Annotated in this window: 16 protein-coding genes and 1 pseudogene; 9 read left to right on the top strand and 8 right to left on the bottom strand. The window is 72.1% G+C overall.

What is annotated here, in order from left to right; translation table 11 throughout:
- Nucleotides 1-502 (bottom strand): MarR family winged helix-turn-helix transcriptional regulator (locus ACFXAZ_RS13135; protein ID WP_384588833.1); only part of this gene is annotated, 502 nt, incomplete at its 3' end.
- 183 nt (nucleotides 503-685) lie between these two features.
- Here ACFXAZ_RS13135 and ACFXAZ_RS13130 point away from each other — a divergent pair.
- Entirely contained in the window at nucleotides 686-1,462 is a 777-nt protein-coding gene (locus ACFXAZ_RS13130; protein WP_384588863.1) for a dioxygenase, read from the top strand.
- Between the two features lie 64 nt (nucleotides 1,463-1,526).
- Here the strand turns inward: ACFXAZ_RS13130 and ACFXAZ_RS13125 are convergent, their stop codons facing one another.
- Nucleotides 1,527-2,045, bottom strand: a complete 519-nt coding sequence (locus tag ACFXAZ_RS13125; RefSeq protein ID WP_384588830.1) for a GNAT family N-acetyltransferase — start codon at nucleotides 2,043-2,045, stop codon at nucleotides 1,527-1,529.
- 207 nt (nucleotides 2,046-2,252) lie between these two features.
- Here ACFXAZ_RS13125 and ACFXAZ_RS13120 point away from each other — a divergent pair, with 207 nt between their 5' ends.
- Together ACFXAZ_RS13120 and ACFXAZ_RS13115 are read left to right on the top strand one after the other, a co-directional pair.
- Nucleotides 2,253-3,251, top strand: a complete 999-nt coding sequence (locus tag ACFXAZ_RS13120; protein WP_384588827.1) for an RNA polymerase sigma factor RpoD/SigA — start codon at nucleotides 2,253-2,255, stop codon at nucleotides 3,249-3,251.
- 397 nt (nucleotides 3,252-3,648) lie between these two features.
- Entirely contained in the window at nucleotides 3,649-4,506 is an 858-nt protein-coding gene (locus ACFXAZ_RS13115) for a TetR/AcrR family transcriptional regulator (RefSeq protein ID WP_384588824.1), read from the top strand.
- A gap of 111 nt (nucleotides 4,507-4,617) precedes the next feature.
- Here ACFXAZ_RS13115 and ACFXAZ_RS13110 read toward each other — a convergent pair whose 3' ends face one another.
- Together ACFXAZ_RS13110 and ACFXAZ_RS13105 are read right to left on the bottom strand one after the other, a co-directional pair.
- Entirely contained in the window at nucleotides 4,618-5,589 is a 972-nt protein-coding gene (locus tag ACFXAZ_RS13110; RefSeq protein WP_384588822.1) for a helix-turn-helix transcriptional regulator, read from the bottom strand.
- Nucleotides 5,590-5,644: 55 nt separating this feature from the next.
- Nucleotides 5,645-5,899, bottom strand: coding sequence for a hypothetical protein (locus ACFXAZ_RS13105; protein WP_384588866.1), 255 nt, complete (start codon nucleotides 5,897-5,899; stop codon nucleotides 5,645-5,647).
- Here ACFXAZ_RS13105 and ACFXAZ_RS13100 point away from each other — a divergent pair.
- From ACFXAZ_RS13100 to ACFXAZ_RS13080, 5 genes are all read left to right on the top strand, one after another.
- Nucleotides 5,865-7,325, top strand: a complete 1,461-nt coding sequence (locus ACFXAZ_RS13100) for an MFS transporter (protein ID WP_384588860.1) — start codon at nucleotides 5,865-5,867, stop codon at nucleotides 7,323-7,325. The genes ACFXAZ_RS13105 and ACFXAZ_RS13100 overlap by 35 nt on opposite strands.
- A gap of 401 nt (nucleotides 7,326-7,726) precedes the next feature.
- Nucleotides 7,727-8,488 (top strand): DeoR/GlpR family DNA-binding transcription regulator, encoded by a 762-nt coding sequence (locus ACFXAZ_RS13095; protein ID WP_384588819.1) that lies wholly within the window; start codon nucleotides 7,727-7,729, stop codon nucleotides 8,486-8,488.
- 62 nt (nucleotides 8,489-8,550) lie between these two features.
- The gene (gene pfkB, locus ACFXAZ_RS13090; protein ID WP_384588857.1) at nucleotides 8,551-9,498 is read left to right on the top strand and encodes a 1-phosphofructokinase; all 948 of its coding nucleotides are present in this window, start codon (nucleotides 8,551-8,553) and stop codon (nucleotides 9,496-9,498) included.
- A gap of 70 nt (nucleotides 9,499-9,568) precedes the next feature.
- Complete coding sequence (locus ACFXAZ_RS13085) at nucleotides 9,569-11,719, top strand: fructose-specific PTS transporter subunit EIIC (protein ID WP_384588816.1); 2,151 nt, start codon at nucleotides 9,569-9,571, stop codon at nucleotides 11,717-11,719.
- A gap of 138 nt (nucleotides 11,720-11,857) precedes the next feature.
- A complete protein-coding gene (locus tag ACFXAZ_RS13080; protein ID WP_384588813.1) occupies nucleotides 11,858-12,124 on the top strand; it encodes a hypothetical protein in 267 nt (88 codons plus the stop codon).
- Between the two features lie 89 nt (nucleotides 12,125-12,213).
- Here ACFXAZ_RS13080 and ACFXAZ_RS13075 read toward each other — a convergent pair whose 3' ends face one another.
- Complete coding sequence (locus tag ACFXAZ_RS13075; RefSeq protein ID WP_384588810.1) at nucleotides 12,214-12,960, bottom strand: DUF6227 family protein; 747 nt, start codon at nucleotides 12,958-12,960, stop codon at nucleotides 12,214-12,216.
- A 177-nt stretch (nucleotides 12,961-13,137) separates the two neighbouring features.
- Entirely contained in the window at nucleotides 13,138-14,352 is a 1,215-nt protein-coding gene (locus ACFXAZ_RS13070) for an Ig-like domain-containing protein (RefSeq protein WP_384588807.1), read from the bottom strand.
- Between the two features lie 240 nt (nucleotides 14,353-14,592).
- Between ACFXAZ_RS13070 and ACFXAZ_RS13065 the strand changes: the two are divergent.
- Nucleotides 14,593-15,157 (top strand): annotated as a pseudogene (locus ACFXAZ_RS13065) (transposase); the annotation flags it as partial.
- Between the two features lie 86 nt (nucleotides 15,158-15,243).
- On the opposite strand, the gene ACFXAZ_RS13060 reads toward ACFXAZ_RS13065, so the two are convergent.
- Nucleotides 15,244-16,290, bottom strand: a complete 1,047-nt coding sequence (locus ACFXAZ_RS13060; RefSeq protein WP_384588804.1) for a P1 family peptidase — start codon at nucleotides 16,288-16,290, stop codon at nucleotides 15,244-15,246.
- Nucleotides 16,291-16,362: 72 nt separating this feature from the next.
- The gene (locus ACFXAZ_RS13055; protein WP_384588802.1) at nucleotides 16,363-17,619 is read right to left on the bottom strand and encodes a low temperature requirement protein A; all 1,257 of its coding nucleotides are present in this window, start codon (nucleotides 17,617-17,619) and stop codon (nucleotides 16,363-16,365) included.
- Nucleotides 17,620-17,725: the final 106 nt, after the last annotated feature.

Here is a 17,725-nt window from a genome sequence, read left to right as displayed (position 1 = left end):
CCCCGCGTGCGCAGCGGCTCGAGCGAGCCCACCGCCTCGACTCGAACCCCCCCCCCGCCCCACTTTTATGATGTTCCGCCGAGAGCCGCGCGAACAGCGCCTGCCGTACGGCGGTGACATGGCCCGGCGCGGTGCGGCGCAGCACCTCGTACCCCGCGTCGGTGAGCACCGCCAGCTGGCCGCGCTTGTCGGAGGGGCAGTCCTCGCGGCGCACCCAGCCGTGCTGTTCCAGCCGGGCGACCGCGTGCGAGAGGCGGGACCGGGTGATCTTCGCGTGCCGGGCCAGCTGGGTCATCCGCAGCTGCCGTCCGGGCGCCTCGGAGAGCTGCACGAGCAGCCCGTAGTAGATGTGCGGCATGCCCGCGTCGCGCTGGAGCTGCCGGTCGAGATGGTCCTCCAGCAGCGTGGTGGCATGCAGATACGCCTGCCAGACCCGCTGCTCCTCGGCGGTGAGCCACGGGGGCGCGGCGCTGACGGGGGTGGATGCCGGGACCGTGTTCATACCTCAACTGTACGGCGCCCTGCTTGAACTTTGAACAAAGTGGTCGTACGGTGGCGGCATCCCGTAATGCTTTAGCTTTCAAGTAGTGATGGAGTGGTCGCCATGTCCGCCGCCGCCCGCACCTCCGGGGCCCGCACCTCCGGGGACCCCGCCCCCGAGGTCCTCGCCCCGGGGCCCGCGCGCATGCCCGCCCTCTACCTCAGCCATGGCGCCCCGCCGCTCGCCGACGACCCCGTCTGGCCCGGCGAACTCGCCGCCTGGTCGGCCACGCTGCCCCGCCCCACGGCGATCCTGATGGTCTCCGCCCACTGGGAGGAGGCCCCGCTCGCCCTCGGCGCCACCGAGACGGTCCCCTTGGTCTACGACTTCTGGGGCTTCCCCGAGCGCTACTACCAGGTCCGCTACGAGGCCCCGGGCGCCCCCGCCCTCGCCGAGTCGGTCCGCAAACTGCTGCGCGCCCCCGGTACGCCGGTCCAGGACATCCCGGACCACGGGCTCGACCACGGGGCCTATGTCCCGCTGGTCGAGATGTTCCCGGCCGCCGACATACCGGTCCTCCAGGTCTCCATGCCGACGCTGGACCCGGCCCGGCTGATGGAGATCGGCCGCCGTCTCGCCCCGCTGCGCGACGAGGGGGTGCTGATCGTCGGCTCCGGCTTCTTCACCCACAACCTGGCCGCCCTGCGCCACCCCGGCGGCGGGGTGCCGAGCTGGTCGGCGGAGTTCGACGACTGGGGGCGGCGGGCGCTGGAGTCCCGCGACTGGGACGTCCTGCTCGACTTCCTGAACAAGGCCCCGGCCGGCCGCTACGCCCACCCCCGCACCGAGCACTTCGCCCCGCTCTTCGTGACCCTGGGCGCGGCGCAGGCGGCCGGGGACGGCACCGACACGGACACCGGGCGGTCGGTGATCGACGGGTTCTGGATGGGGCTGGCGAAGCGGTCGGTGCAGTTCGGGTGAGTCAGGTGGGGGTGGGTGCGGCCCGGGGAGGGTGGCTCGGGGGTGCGGCTCGGGAGGTGCGGGGTCACAGCTCCTTCTCGTACCAGGCGACATCCCAGTAGCGGCCGAACTTCCGGCCCACCTCGTGATAGGTGCCGAGGTGCTTGAAGCCGAACCGCTCGTGCAGCCGCACGGACGCCTCGTTGGGGCAGACGATCGCGGCGTACGCGCGGTGCACGTCCTGGTCCGCCAGGGCCGCGAAGAGGGCGGTGTAGAGGCGGGAGCCCACGCCCCGGCCGCCCGCGCCCGGGGCGACATAGACGGTGACCTCCACGGAGGTGGAATACGCGGCCTTCGGACGGTAAGAGCTGGTTGTGGCGTAACCAAGGATTTGCCGTGAGTCGGCCTGTGTGGCAACCATCAGCAGGTGCGGTCCGTCTTTCAGGTGGGAGAGCAGCCAAGGACGACGCTCTTCCGGAGTGAAGGCCGCTGTGTCGAACGTGATGGGTGTCTCAGACACGTAGTGGTTGTAGAGCGCGGTGAGGGCGTCGAGATCGCTCTCGACTCCCCGCCTGACCTGCACCTCTGTGGGTTCCGATGACATCCCGCCTCCCGCTGCGGCGGCACAGGGTACTGCATGATCAGAAAAACAGGGGAGCGGGTGGGAATTCTGTCCGGATTCCAGTCGTTGTTTCCATCGAATGCGGGGCACTCGGTGAAGGTACCGAGACGGTCGGGAGGCCGTGATCGTACCGAGGGTGCCGAGCATCCCACAGCCACCCGCTGACCTCACCATCGCAAGGGAGCACGCATGGCAACCCGTGCCGTCGCCCGTCGTAAGACCGCCGCCGGTGGGACTTCCGGCGCGGCAAACAGCGTTCGCGCCTCTGGCGGCGAGATCGCCGACCGCGACCTGGTCGGCATGTATCTCGACGAGATCGCGCGCACCCCGCTGCTCGACGCCGCGAAAGAGGTCGAGCTGTCCCAGACGATCGAGGCGGGTGTGTTCGCCCGCCAGGTCCTGGAGGGTTCCGAGGAGACGAAGGCCGACGCCAGCCGGGAAGAGCTGGAGGCCCTGGTCGCCGCGGGCGAGCGGGCCAAGGACGTCTTCATCCGGTCCAACCTCCGCCTGGTCGTCGCGGTCGCCCGCCGCTACCCCCGCAGCGGACTGCCCCTGCTGGACCTCATCCAGGAGGGCAACGCCGGACTGGTCCGCGCGGTCGAGAAGTTCGACTACCGCAAGGGCTTCAAGTTCTCGACGTACGCCACCTGGTGGATCCGTCAGGCCATCACCCGCTCCATAGCCGACCAGTCGCGCACCATCCGGCTGCCCGTGCACCTCGTGGAGGAGCTGGGCCGGATCCGGCGCGTGCAGCGCGAGTTCAACCGGGATCAGGGCCGGGAGCCGGAGCCGGAGGAGATCGCGGCGGAGCTGGCCTCCACGCCGGAGCGGGTCATCGACGTCCTCGACTGGGCGCGCGACCCGGTCTCGCTGAACATGTCGGTGGACGACGAGGGCGAGACCCAGTTCGGCGACCTGCTGGAGGACACCTCCGCGGTGTCGCCGGAGCAGTCGGTGCTGACGCTGCTGCGCAGCGAGGAACTGGACGACCTGATCGGCCGCCTCGACCAGCGCACGGCGTCGATCATCAAGATGCGGTACGGCATCGACGACGGCCGCGAGCGTACGCTGACCGAGGTCGGCAAGGAACACGGCCTCACGCGGGAGCGCATCCGGCAGATCGAGAAGCACGCGCTGCTGGAGCTGAAGAAGCTGGCGCGGGACACCGGGTTCGACGCGGTGGCGTGAGCCACCGTGCCGTCCCCGGCGGGGGAGGGCGTACGCCGGGTGCCGCGAGCCGGCGCAACGGGCCGATGCGATGCCGCTTCAAGTGGCGGGCCATCGGGAACAAACCATCAGGGCACAGGAGTTCACACCGAGGATCAAGCCACGTCCCGACGCTTCACCCCCCCCGGCGCCGGGACTTTCCCAGAGCCGGGCTCTGCGCGCCTCCCCCCCTGGCGCCAGGGCCCGGCTCCATGTCTGTGGGTGGGGGGTGTGGTGGCCGGGGCGGGTGGTCGCCGGGGCCGTAAGGGTGCTCGGCACGGCTGGTCGCCGGGGACGTAAAAGGCGGGGCACCCCGAACCTGAACCCCGGGGTGGCCCGCCGGATGGCAGATTCTGCCACAGGGGCATAGCCTGCCGACGTGAGCAGCACCACCCCCGCACAGAATCGCCCCGTTTCACCCCGGTCGCTGACCGAGCGGCGGAAGGCGGCGACCCGGACGGAGATCGCCCGCGCGGCAGCGCGCCTTTTCGTCAGCCGGGGTCTGAAGGCCACCCGCGCCGAGGACATCGCCCAGGCCGCGGGTATCGCGCCGCGCACCTTCTATCGCTACTTCGCGACCAAGGAGGAGGCGGTCGCCCCGCTCTACGCGGCCGGCGCCCAGCGCTGGGCCGCGGCGGTCCGCGACGCCCCGCCGCACCTGTCCGTCCCCGAGGCGCTGGAACACGCGGTGCTGCACACCCTCACACCGGGCGCGGGGGTCTCCGCCGCGTCCTGGGAATGGGTCCGCACGCTGGTCCGCCTGGCCGATACGAGCCCTTCCCTGGGCCGGGTATGGGCAGAGGTGTGCCGCAGGTCCGAGGTGGAACTGGCGGAGGTGCTGGCGGGACGGTCGGGCTGCGCCGGGCGGGCTGGGGTGGAGATGGATGCCGGGCCTGGCCCTGGGCCGGGCGTAGGTGCTGAGCCGGGCTCTGCGACCAGCGTGGGCGCCGCGATGGATTCCGCGCCGGGCAGCGACGCCGGGACGGACCCCACCTCCACCGCAGCCGCAGGCACATCCGACGGCACATCAGCAGGCACATCCGCCGGTACCGACAACGTTGCCGATCCGATGGTCCCCCCGGCCCTGCGCTTCGCCGCGGCCGTCGCCAGTGCGGCCGTACGGGTGGCCATGGAGTCGTGGGCGACCGGTGACGGTCCGCCGGGCGGGACGCAGGGACCGGCCGCGCTGGCGGTCAGGAATCTGCGGGCGCTGCGCGGGTTCCGGTGGGAGGGCTAGCGAGGCTGGGCCGCCCGATCCGCCCCCGGCCGTAGGACGGTCAGCCCGCACCCCGGGGTCAGCCCCGCCCCCGAATCCGCCCCCGGACGGCCGCCCCGAGCCACGGACCAGTCACCCCCCACCCCCGGCCCCCCGCACCATCCGTCCCCCCAACTCCCGTACACAGGCGACAAGTTCCGCCGGTTCGTGGATCGTGAATTCGAAGCCGAGTGTTGCCAGGCGTACCGCGAGCCACTCCACCGGGTCCTCGGTCGTGCCGCGCAGTGCGCAGCGGTCGGGGGCGAGGGGCTCGGGCGGGCCCATCCACGCCGGGAGCCTCGCCGTCACGTCCTCGGCGGGGGCGGCGAAGGTGACGGCGTAGTCGTACGACGGACGCTGCCCCCGGATCGAGCGCCGCAGGTACTCCGCCGCGTCGCCGGTGGGCGGTTCGCGCGGGGCGAAGCGGGCGCCGGTGGCGAAGGGGTCGCTCACCCGGTCGACGCGGAAGGTGCGCCAGTCCTCGCGGTCGAGATCGTAGGCGACGAGATACCAGCGGCGGCCGGTGGAGATCAGCCGGTGGGGTTCGGTGAGGCGGCGGGACCCGGTGCCGTCGCCGGAGCGGTAGCCGAACCGCAGCCGCTCGTGACCGGCGATGGCGGAGGCCATGACGGTCAGTGTCTCGGGCGCGATACTGGCGCCGTCGCCGCTGGTCAGTGGGGTCGTCGCGGCCTGGAAGGTGGCCACGCGATGCCGCAGCCGACCGGGCAGCACCTGCTCCAGCTTGGCCAGGGCGCGCACCGACGCCTCGTCCAGGCCCTCCACCGCGTGCCCGGCGCCCGCCCGCAGCCCCACCGCGATGGCCACCGCCTCCTCGTCGTCCAGCACCAGCGGCGGCATCGCCTTGCCCGCGACCAGCCGGTAACCGCCCTCGGAGCCCATGCTGGCCTGGACGGGATAGCCGAGGTCGCGCAGCCGGTCGATGTCACGGCGGACCGTGCGCCGGGAGACCCCGAGCCGCCCGGCGAGTTCGCCGCCGGGCCACTCGCGGGGTGTCTGGAGGAGGGAGAGGAGCTGGAGCAGCCGTGCCGGGGTGTCCGTCGTCATGAGATCGAGGATGCCCGATCACTAGGACATGATCTGACCTAATGGACCCATAGCTTTAGCGCATGATCTCCACGGACAGGACCGACAGCAGTACCGGCCCAGAGAGCACGGACAGGACCGACAGCAGTACCGGCCCAGAGAGCACGGAGGGCACGGGCAGCCCAGGAGGCACGGGCGGCCCAGGGGCCACGGGCAGCCCGGCGGGCACGGACAGCCCAGGTGCGCCGGACAGCGCCGCAGGCGACCGGCGGCGCTGGTTCGCGCTCGCCATCGTGATGACGGCGGCCTTCATGGACCTCGTCGACGTCACGATCGTCAATATCGCCATCCCGTCCATCCAGCGCGACGAGGGCGCGAGTTTCAGCCAGATCCAGTGGATCACCGCCGGGTACGCGCTCGCCTTCGCGGCCGGACTGATCACCGGCGGACGGCTCGGCGACATCTACGGCCGCAAGCGGATCTTCCTGATCGGCGTCGGCGGCTTCACCGTCGCCTCCGCGCTGTGCGGGCTCGCCGCGAACCCGGAGATGCTGGTCGCGTCCCGCATCCTCCAGGGCGCGACGGCGGCGCTGATGGTGCCGCAGGTGCTGGCGATCGTGCACGCCACCTTCCCGGCGCACGAACGCGGCAAGGTCTTCGGCCTGTTCGGCGCGATCGTCGGCCTGGGCGCGGTGTCCGGTCCGCTGCTCGGCGCGCTGCTGACGGAGTGGAACCTGTTCGGTCTTGAGTGGCGGCCCATCTTCCTGATCAATCTGCCGGTCGGCGTCGCGGCGCTGATCCTGGGCGGCCGGTTCATCTCCGAGTCCAAGGCGCCCCGCGCGCTGCGGCTGGATCTCGTCGGTGTCGTCCTGGTCACCACCGCGCTGCTGATGCTGATCTACCCGCTCACCCACGGCCGTGAGAACGACTGGCCGGCCTGGGGCTTCGTGTCGATGGCGGGTTCGCTCGCGGTGTTCGCCGCGCTGGTGGCGTACGAGCGGGGCAAGGCGGCGCGGGACGGCTCCCCGCTGGTCGAACTGTCGCTGTTCAAGGTGAAGAGCTTCGCGGCCGGGATCGCCGTACAGACCGTGTTCGGTGTGGTGATGGGCGTGTTCTTCCTGGTCTGGACGCTGTACATGCAGGTCGGGCTGGGCTGGACGCCGCTGCGGGCCGGGCTGACCGGGGTGCCGTTCTCGGTCGCCGTGTCGGTGGCGGCCGGGATCTCCGTGCAGAAGCTGGTGCCGCGGTTCGGGCGCAAGGTGCTCCAGGCGGGCGCCGCGACCATGGCCGCGGGCGTACTGATCTACCTGTGGGAGGCCGGGCGGTACGGGCTGGACATCGCGCCCTGGCAGATGGCACTGCCGCTGATCGTGATGGGCGTCGGCATGGGCCTGATCGTCGCCCCGCTGACCGACGCGGTGCTGTCCGAGGTGCCGCGCGAGCACGCGGGCGCCGCGTCCGGGCTGGTCAACACCGTGATGCAGATGGGCAACGCGCTCGGCCTCGGTCTGGTGTCCGTCGTGTTCTTCGGCGTGATCGACGACCGGCTGGCGCCGGGTGCGGACCCGAGCGGCGGGCTGCCGGCGGCGTACCTGGACGGCTTCCAGCAGGCGCTCGGTTGGGTGGCGGGGCTGATGGCCGTGATCTTCCTGGTGATGTTCGCCCTGCCGAAGCGCCCCGCGCAGCATGTCGAGGGCGCGTCCGCCGCGGAACCGGCGGGGGCGCGGGACGGGGCCGAGCCGGAGTTGGTCCACTGAGCGACTGAGGAGGGGACGGGGAGGGAGGGGGCCCGGCGCGCGGGGGAGGCGCCGGGCCTCCTGGCGCGTCCGCCCGGAGGGTCGCGGACCCGCGTGGAAGACCGAGGCGCAGCCCAGAAGGTCGCGGACCCGCCCGGAAGGCCCCGGCCCCCCTCACAGCCCGGAAGGCCCCGCCCCCCTCACAGCCCGGAAGACCCCGCCCCCCTCACAGCCCGGAAGGCCCAGGCCCTCCACGGCCGGAAGACCGAGGGGTCCGCACGGAAGCCTGAGGCCGGCCCCTCTCTCCCCCCCCCAACGCCCGTTCATGTCCACATGAAGCCCGAACCTGTTTACTTCCCGGAAATTTACCCGTACTCTCCCCCTGAACCCACACATTCGGGCACAGTCGGAGGCGAACGGACATGTACGCACCGGAGCGGCAACAGGAGATCCTCCGGCTCGCCCGGGACGGCGGCCGGGTGGACGTGCTGTCGCTGGCCGAGGAGTTCCAGGTGACGGCGGAGACGATCCGCCGGGATCTGAAGGCCCTCGACCGGGCCGGACTGGTACGCCGGGTGCACGGCGGCGCGATCCCGGCCGGGCGGCTCGACTTCGAACCCGACCTCGCCGAGCGCGAGTCCACCGCCGCCGACGAGAAGGACCGCATCGCCAGGGCCGCCCTCGCCGAACTCCCCGCCGACGGCACCCTGATCCTCGACGCCGGTTCGACGGTGGCCCGGCTGGCCGGGGTGATCCCCCTGGAGGCCGCGCTCACCGTCGTCACCCACAGCCTCCCCACCGCGGCCCGCCTCGCCGACCACCCCGGCATCCAGCTCCATCTCGTCGGAGGACGCGTCCGGCACCGTACGCGCGCCGCCGTGGACGCCTGGGCGCTCCGCGCGTACGCCGAGATCCGCGCCGACGTGGCGTTCGTCGCCGCCAACGGCTTCTCCGCCGAGCACGGGCTGACCACCCCCGACCTCGCCGAGTCCGCCGTGAAACGGGCGGCGATGGCGGCGGCCCGCCGGGTCGTGCTGCTCGCCGACTCCGCCAAACACGGCCAGGAACACTTCGCCCGCTTCGGCGCCCTGACCGACGTCGACCTGCTGATCACCGACACCGGCCTGAGCACGGCCGACGCGGCCGTCATCGAACGCGGGGGAACGGAAGCGGTCCGGGCATGAGCACAGCGAGCGAGCGCGGCGGTACGGGCACGAGGACCGGGTCCGTCCCCGGTGGGACCGGCATGATCCTCACCGTCACCCCCAACCCCTCCCTCGACCGCACCTACGAGGTCCCCGCCCTGGAGCGCGGCGAGGTCATCCGCGCGACCGGCGAGCGCATGGACCCCGGCGGCAAGGGTGTGAACGTCTCGCGGGCGGTCGCGGCGGCGGGCCGGCGCACACTCGCCGTCCTGCCCCTGGGCGGCGCACCGGGCGCGCTGGTCGCCGAACTCCTCGCCGCGCAGGGCATCGAGGTCGCGCCGGTCCCGGTCGGCGGAGCGACCCGTTCCAACATCGCGCTGGCCGAGTCCGACGGCGTACTCACGAAGATCAACGCGCCGGGCCCCGAACTGTCCGCGGCGGAGCGGGAAACGCTGCTGGAGACGGTCCGCGAGCGCTCGGCGGGCGCGGACTGGATCGCCTGCTGCGGAAGCCTGCCACGAGGGCTGGCGCCCTCCTGGTACGCCGAGGTGGTCGCGCGGGCGCACGCCGGGGGCGCGCGCATCGCGCTGGACACCTCCGGGCCCGCCCTGCTGGAGGCGCTGCGCGCCCGGCCGGACGTGGTCAAGCCGAACGCCGGGGAACTGGCGGAAGCCGTCGCCCGTCCCCTCACCACCGTCGGCGACGCGCTGAAGGCGGCCGAGGAACTGCGCGCGATGGGGGCACGTGCCGTCCTCGCCAGCCTGGGCGCGGACGGGCAACTGCTCGTGGAGGACGCGGGCAGCTGGTTCGCGACCGCGCCCGTGGCCGTCGTCCGGTCCAATGTGGGCGCCGGTGACTCCTCCCTCGCCGGGTTCCTCATCGCGGGCGGCACCGGCCCCGCCGCCCTGGCCTCGGCCGTCGCCCATGGCGCCGCGGCCGTCCAACTGCCCGGCAGCGTGATGCCGACCCCGGCGGACCTGGCCCCGGCGGCGGTGACGGTCACGCCGGACATCCCCGTGGACCGCGAGCTGCGGGAGCCGGTGTCATGACCGGCGGCGGCCCCAGGACCTCGCAATCCTTCTTCCCTCTGTTCTCCCCCTGTGTGCGAAGGAGCCCGCGATGAGCGATCTGATCACCGCGGACCTGGTCGATCTCGACCTGTCCGCCGACACCAAGGAAGCGGCGGCGCGCTCCCTCGCCGAGCGGATGGTGACCCTGGGGCGGGTGACCGACCTGGACGGCTTCCTCGCCGACGTGGCCGCCCGCGAGGCCCAGATGCCGACCGGCCTGGACGGCGGCATCGGCATCCCGCACTCCCGCAGCGAACACGTCACCGAGCCGACCCTCGCCTTCGGCCGCAGCGCCACGGGCGTCGACTTCGGCGCGCCGGACGGCCCGACGGACCTGATCTTCCTCATCGCCGCGCCCGCCGGCGCCGACGACGCCCATCTGACGATCCTGTCGTCCCTCGCCCGGCACCTGATGGACACCGAGTTCACGGCCGCCCTGCGCGCGGCGCCCGACGCGCGGTCGGCGGCGGCGCTGATCCTCGGGGAGGAGACGGAGGAGGCGGATACGGGGGAGGAGCGGCCCGCCGAGCCGGGAAAGGGACCGGAGGCCCAGCCCGCGAAGGCGCGGCCAGCCGAGCCGGACAGCGCGCCGGACACCGACCCCGCGAGCGATCAGCCCGCCACCCACCCTTTCCGTCACCCCTTCCGTATCGTCGCCGTCACCTCCTGCCCCACCGGCATCGCCCACACCTACATGGCGGCGGAGTCCCTGGAGTACACGGGCCGGGAGCTGGGCGTCGAACTGATCGTCGAACCCCAGGGCTCGGCCGGCTTCACCCGCCTGGATCCGGCGCTGATCGAGGCGGCGGACGGCGTGATCTTCGCCCACGATGTCCCCGTACGCGAGAAGGAACGTTTCGCGGGCAAGCCCACGGTCGACGTCGGGGTCAAGGCGGGCATCAACCGCCCCGCGGAACTCATCGCCGAGGTGCGCGAGAAGGCGGCGCGCGGCGAGGTCACCGCGGCCCCCGGGGCGCCCGGCCGGACGCCGGTCGAGCGCGGCGGCACCCCCGGCGAGCGCGGCGGCACCCCCGGCGAGCGCGGCGGCACCCCCGGCGGGGGCTACGGCACTTCCGGCGGGGGCTACGGCTCGAAACTCCGCACCTGGCTGATGTCCGGCGTCAGCTACATGGTCCCGTTCGTCGCGGCGGGCGGCCTGCTGATCGCCCTCGGCTTCGCGATCGGCGGCTACGAGATCAACCAGGCGCCCTCCGTCATGGAGCACTTCGTCTGGACCCAGGCGGACAGTTGGGGCGCGCTGTTCTTCCAGATCGGCGGCGTGGCCTTCAACTTCCTGGTCCCGGTCCTGGCGGGCTACATCGCCTACGGCATGGCCGACCGCCCCGGTCTGGTGCCCGGCTTCGTCGGCGGCGCCATCTCGCTCACCATCAACGCCGGTTTCCTCGGCGGTCTGGCCTCGGGGCTGATCGCGGGCGCGGTGGTGCTGGCCATCCAGCGGGTGCGCATCCCGGCGTCGCTGCGCGGGATCATGCCCGTGGTGGTGATCCCGCTGATCTCCTCGGCGATCGTCGGGTTCCTGATGTTCGTGGTGATCGGCAAGCCCATCGCCTCCGCGCAGAACGCGCTGACCGACTGGCTGAACGGCCTCACCGGCACCAACGCCGTCCTCCTCGGCGCCCTGCTCGGCCTGATGATGTGCTTCGACCTCGGCGGCCCGGTCAACAAGGTCGCCTACACCTTCGCCACCGCCGGTATCGCGGTCGCCGCGCCCAGCGACTCCGCGATGAAGATCATGGCCGCGGTGATGGCCGCCGGAATGGTCCCGCCGCTCGCGATGGCCCTGGCCACGACCGTGCGGGGCAGGCTCTTCACCCGGACCGAGCGGGAGAACGGCAAGGCCGCCTGGGTGCTGGGCGCGTCCTTCATCTCCGAGGGCGCGATCCCGTTCGCCGCCGCCGACCCGCTGCGGGTGATCCCGGCGTCCATGGTGGGCGGCGCGGTCACCGGCGCCCTGTCGATGACCTTCGGCGCCACCCTGCGCGCCCCGCACGGTGGCATCTTCGTCGTCCCGCTGATCGGCAACCCGTTCCTCTACCTGATCGCCCTCGCCGCGGGCGTCGGTGTCACGACGGCCCTGGTGATCGCCCTGAAGAGCCTGCGCAAGCCGGCACCGGGAACGCCCGCTCCCGAGGCCGCGGGCACATCCACGGTCCCACCGAAGGAGCCGGTGGCGGCCTAGGAAAGACGAGCCGGGGGATCACAGCCGTGGGGCGAGCCCCATCCGTCCCTTTGAGTAGCCTGTGAGTCTTTCACCTGACCTGCGAGATAGATCACGGTCCGGGGTCAAAGTCCCGGGCCGTGCGGTCTACTTGGCCGCATGTTCGAGACCTTCACGCCCCTCCAGTGGGCGGGCGCGACCGTCCTCGTCCTGTGCGCCGTCGCGTGGATCGTGGGCGTGATACGACTTCTGCGCCACGGCCGCACCGGCTTTGCCGTCTGGCACTCCGGCCCGGCGGGCGCGCACACCCTCGCCGCACTCCCCGACCAGCGCCAGTCCGCCCCGCAACTGGAGTCGGTCGAACTGACCCCCGCCGAACAGGACGCCTTCGCGGGCCTGGTCCGCGGCCTGGACGAGCCCCGCTGAGGTCGCCCACAGGGCGTCCATCGGGCGTCCTCCAGCGGGGGCGTACGCCTCCACACACCCCCAGGACCCAGGACCACGACCCGGGAATTTCACGACACCTGAGCCGCCCGCCGCTCCATGGCCTCCCGCGCGGCCTCCTCGCTGACGTACACCTCGCACATGTGCCGCCCGTCGGGCGTGGCCGTGTGCTCGACCTCCCAGAGGGAGACCTCGCGGCCGTCGCGCAGCAGGAAGGCGTGCTCGTAGAGCGAGAAGCACAGCCCGGCGCGCCCGGCCCGGCACGGGCGCCCGAACGCCTGGGTGATCTGGTGCGCGAACGCCGCGGTGAGCAGCGTGGCCGTCTCCGCGTCCGGCCGGTCCGCGTTCTCCGCCCGGCGCAGCAGACGGCGGGCGTGGTCCGCCGAGTCGTCGGGCACGTACGCGTGCCGGGGCCCGGGGGCGGGCGACAGCCGTACCTGCACGGGCAGTTCGAAGTCCGGTGTGTCCGGGGGCAGCGGGAGCCGCCCCGTCGCCATGCGCAACTCGTCCTCGTCGGCGTACACCTCGTGCTGCGGGCCGCCGCCCGGTCTGGTGTCGTGCACCAGCTCCCAGAGCGTGAGCGCCGAACCGTCGCCCAGCAGCCAGGTGTGGCGGTACGTCTCCCGGTGCAGACCCGCGCTGTGGTGCGCGGAGTGCAGCGAACTGTCATGCGCCAGCGCGCGGTCCAGACGCCTTATGGTGTCGTCGGGCAGGTCGAAGGAATTGAGGGCGCGGCCGAGCAGTCGCGCGAGATGCTCTTCCGGAGATTCCGGCGACTCTGGTGGTTCGTACGCTGCCGTCTCGTACGGAACGCTCAAGGTTTCTCCCGGCGTTGCTGCGTGTCACCTTGTGGGTGCATACCGTAGCCCCTCGGTCGGACATCATGTCCGGGAACCGAGAAAACGTACGCAGGGAAAACTGGCGGGTCGCGCGAGAAGTTCCCGCGCGACCCGATGATCCCTCAAAAATGCCTGGTCAGAAAGGAGTTGGACAGATCAGGTCGCACTTCCCGCCAACCACTGGCTCCAGGACATGTTCCAGCCGTTGAGGCCGTTGTCCGGCGCCACGGTGTCGTCCGGCGAGTTCTTCACCACCACCACGTCCCCGAGCATCGAGTTGTCGTAGAACCACTTGCCGTCCGTGTCGCCCTGCGCGCCCTGCACATCCGCGAGCCCCACGCACCCGTGGCTGGTGCCCTGGCTGCCGAACGGCGGATTGCTCTGCGGGTACCAGTAGTTGCCGTGCACGAAGGTGCCCGACGTGGTCAGCCGCATGGCGTGCGGCACATCCGGAATGTCGTACTCCCCGCCGAAGCCGACCGTCGAGCCGTTCATCCGGGTCTGCTCGAACTTCTCCGAGATCACCATCTGCCCGTTGTACGTCGGGTTCTCCGCGCTGCCCGCCGAGATCGGCACCGACTTCAGCACCTTGCCGTCCCGCTCCACGGTCATGGTCTGGGTGTTCACGTCGACGGTCGACACCTGCGCGCGCCCGATGGTGAACTCCACGGTCTTCTTCTGCACGCCGAACGCCCCGTTGGCGCCCTCCACCCCGTCCAGGTCGATCTTCATCGAGACCTTGGACCCGGCCTTCCAGTACTCCTCGGGCCGGAAGTCGAGCCGCTGGTCCCCGAACCAGTGCCCCACCACCTCCTGCCCGCTGTTCGACGTCACCGTGATGCCCGACTGCACGGCCTTCTTGTCGGTGATCGCCTTGTCGAACGTGAACGACACCGGCATCCCCACCCCGACCGTCGTCCCGTCGTCCGGCGTGTACGTCCCGATGAAACTGTTCGCCGTCGTCACCGTCGTGAACACCGAGTCGGCCGCCGTCGCCCGCCCGTCCGAGCCCTGCGCCTTCGCGGAGATCCGGTACTTCGTCCCCCGCTCCAACTGCTCCTCGGGCTTCCAGCTGCCCCCGTCGGCGGCCACCTCCCCGGGCACCTCCTGGCCCGTCGCCTGGTCGGTCATGGTCACATCCGTCAGCTTGCCCCCGCTGACCTCGACCCCGGTCTTGTTGATCGACGCCCCGGTCGAACCGTTCTTCGCCGAGATGACGATCGTCGCCCCCGCCGCCTTCGGCGCGTCGCTTCCGCCCTTGTCGTCATTGGCGTTGGCGCTTCCACCACACGCTGTCAGCACCAGGCCGCCGACCACCAGGGCCGCACCGGCCACGAGTCCGCGCCGCGCTGCTATGTCCGACGTTGTCACGAGCTGCTCCAGGTTCAAGTGATGTCCGTGATCCACTCCCACGCGCCAGCAAAGAGGGAACCGGCCCCACCTCGGGTTCCCTCCATCCAAAACGAAGGCACTCACGTGACAGAACCGGGACAATCCCCCGGCGGGACCACAGCACGCCACGCCGCCTTGGGAAGCAGGGAAGCTCTTCGTCGTGCGGAGGTGGCGATCGGTGCCGCCGGACGGCCGGGCGGGCACGACCGAAGGACGCCCGTGACCGACACCGGTGACCTCGACGTCCATCTCGGTCTGGATGTCGGCAAGGGCGAACACCACACCACCGCCGTCACCCCGGCCGGGAAGAAGGCGTGTGCTCGCCGCGGTCGACCAGCCCGCATCGGCCGGCGCCCTGCCCCTCGCGGTCGCGCGGGACATGGGCGGTGAGGTGGCCTGCCTGCCCGGTCCGACGAGGCGGCGGATCGCCGACCTCTACCCGGGCGAGGCCAAGACCGACGCCCGCGACGCGTTCATCATCGCGGACGCCGCTCGCGCGATGCCCACACCCTGCGGGCGATCGAGCCCGAGGACAAGACGGCCGCCGAGATGGAGATGATCGTGGGGTTCGACGACGACCCCGCCAGCGAGGACACCCGGACCGGCACCGGCTCCGGGGCCCGGATCCGCAAGGCCGGACGCAGACGGCCGGTCACCCTCACACGCCCGAAAGCCCCCCACGATGGCCGAGCGCCTGGCCGACGACATCCTCACCGCGCTCGACGAGCAGACCGTCGTCGTCCCGGGCATGGACGCCGTCGTGCTGATCGCCCCCAGCCTCGCACCTCGCTCCAGACGATGCTCGACCCATAGGGGCACCCCCCGAGCCCCGGGGCCGTGGCCCCGCCCCCCCCGCGACTGGCCCTACAGCTACCCCTGCAACTCCTCCCGCAACTCCCCGTACAGCTCCCCGTACGACGGCCACATCCCGCCCTCCCCCTCCACCGACCGCGCCGCCCGTACGGCGCGCACGATGGCTCGGGTCACCATGTCCGCGCCCGCGCTCAGGACCTCGTTCAGGGCGAGCGGCTGGGCGTGCGGGAGGGGGTGGGCGCCCGTCGCGAGGGCGAACACGGTGTCGCCGTCGTTCAGCAGGTGCACCGGGCGTACCGCTCGCGCGATGCCGTCATGAGCCGTACCGGCCAGCTTCTGGGCCTGCGCCTTCGACAGCTCCGCGTCGGTGGCCACCACCGCCAGGGTGGTGTTGAGCGGCGGCAGGGCATTGCGCTCCGCCGCCCGGGCGATCCGCAGCCGGGCCGCCTCGTGCACCCGCGCCGGCGGATAGGTCACCCGTCCGCCGAAGAACTCCCCGTACAACACCCCCGTCCCCGGATCAACCGTCTCCCCCGCCGCGTTGGCCACCACGAGCGCCGCCACCGTGAACCCCGAGTCCGTGACCGTGCTCGCCGTGCCGACCCCGCCCTTCATATGACCGACCGCCGCGCCCGTACCGGCTCCCACACATCCCTCGGCCACCGGCGCGCCCGGCCCGGTCGCCGCCGCCGCCTCGACGGCCGCGCGTCCGGTCGCCGCGTTCGGCCGGGCCCGGAAGTCGCCCCCGCGCCCCAGGTCGAAGACGCACGCGGCGGGCACCACCGGGACCACATGCGCCGGGTCCACCCCGACCCGCACCCCCCGCCCCCGCTCCTCCAGCCAGGCCATCACCCCCGAGGCCGCGTCGAGCCCGTACGCGCTGCCGCCCGTCAGCACGATCGCCTCGACCTTCTGCACCACATTGCGCGGGTCGAGGGCGTCGGTCTCCTTGGTGCCGGGGCCGCCGCCGCGCACATCCACGGCGGCCACCGCCCCGCCCTGTGGGGCGAGCACGACCGTCGTACCGGTGAGCCAGCCGTCCCCGGCACGCGTCGCGTGCCCCACCCGTACGCCGGTCACATCCGTCAGAGCGTCAACTGTCATGCCGCCCAGTCTCGCCCGGCCCGGAACCGGCCGGCACGCAGCCGCCCGGGGCACCGCGCGCCGCCCGGGGCATCAGATCGCCGGAGCCGTCGCCTTCGCCGCGCGCCCCCGGCCGGCTCTTCGTGCCGTCAGCGTCTCCCCGGCCGCCACCGTCAGCGCCGCCACACAACCGGCCGCCAGCACCGCCCAGTGCCCCAGGAACGTGCAGCAGATCATTAGCAGCGCCGCCGTCGGCAGCACCAGCTGCTGGGTGATGCCCGCCTTGAAGTGGCGCGCGTGCAGCGCCCAGACCGCGAGCAGATACAGCGCCGTCGGCAGCGTCACCGCCGCTGACGCGGCCAGCTTCGAGATGGGCGCCTCATGGACGGCCTGCTCGACGGCCACCTCCAGGCCCCCGCCGATCGCCGCCGCGGACGCGAAGATCAGATAGTGGCCGTAGCCCCACAGGAACGACTCCCGGTTGCTCCGCAGATGCCCGTGGATCGGGACGGCGAAGTAGATCCACCAGGCGGCGAACACGATCAGCAGTCCGCCCGCCGCGAGCGGCAGCAGATCACCCACGGCCTCGTTCTGGTCCACGCCGGACTTCACCGCGACAGTGGCCGCCGCGACCGACTCGCCGAGCACGATGATGGTGAACAGCCCGTAGCGCTCGGCGATGTGACGCGGATGCCAGGAGGTGGCGAAGCCCCGCTCGGAGAGCAGCGGCACACACAGCTCGGCGAGCACCATCACGAGGAACACCCACGAGCGCGCCGACTGCGGCAGCAGCACCAGCCCCAGCCAGCCGACCTGGCAGACCAGGATGCCGATCGCATAGCGCAGGGCGCACGCTCTCTCCTGGCCGCGCGCGTCCTTCGCGACTCTCAGCCACTGGGACGCCATCGCCACCCGCATGATCGCGTAGCCCAGCCAGACCAGCAGGAACTCATGCTGGTCGAAGGCGCGCGAGACCCCGGCGGCGAGCACCAGGACACCCGCGATCTGCACCAGGGTCACCACGCGGTAGAGCACGTCGTCGTTGTCGTACGCCGAGGCGAACCAGGTGAAGTTCATCCACGCCCACCAGATGGCGAAGAACACCATCGCGTAGTTCAGGATCCCCTCGCCGACATGCCCTTCGGCCAGCGCGCCCACCAGTTGCACGCCCGCCTGCGCGACGGCGACGACAAAACAGAGGTCGAAGAAGAGTTCGAGCGGAGTCGAGGCGCGGTGCCTCTCGTCACGCCCCCGCGCGGTGAGCCGGCGCAGCGGGCCCGGGGGCGCCGGCGGACCGGAAGGACTGGAAGGGCCGGAGGACCCCGGCGACGGAGTCGAACGGGAAGTCATGACTCCCAGAACAGCAGAAACCGGGGCGAATTTCTTGTGAACGTGTTCACAAGGAGGGTGGGGGTCCGGCGCAGGGCCTCGTCCGGCGCCCGCCCCGGGGCCGTAC

Origin of the sequence: Streptomyces sp. NPDC059477, assembly GCF_042749375.1 — a bacterium.
GTDB lineage: Bacteria > Actinomycetota > Actinomycetes > Streptomycetales > Streptomycetaceae > Streptomyces.
Note: the sequence above shows the minus strand (reverse complement) of the source record. Positions and strands in the feature narration are given on the sequence as shown.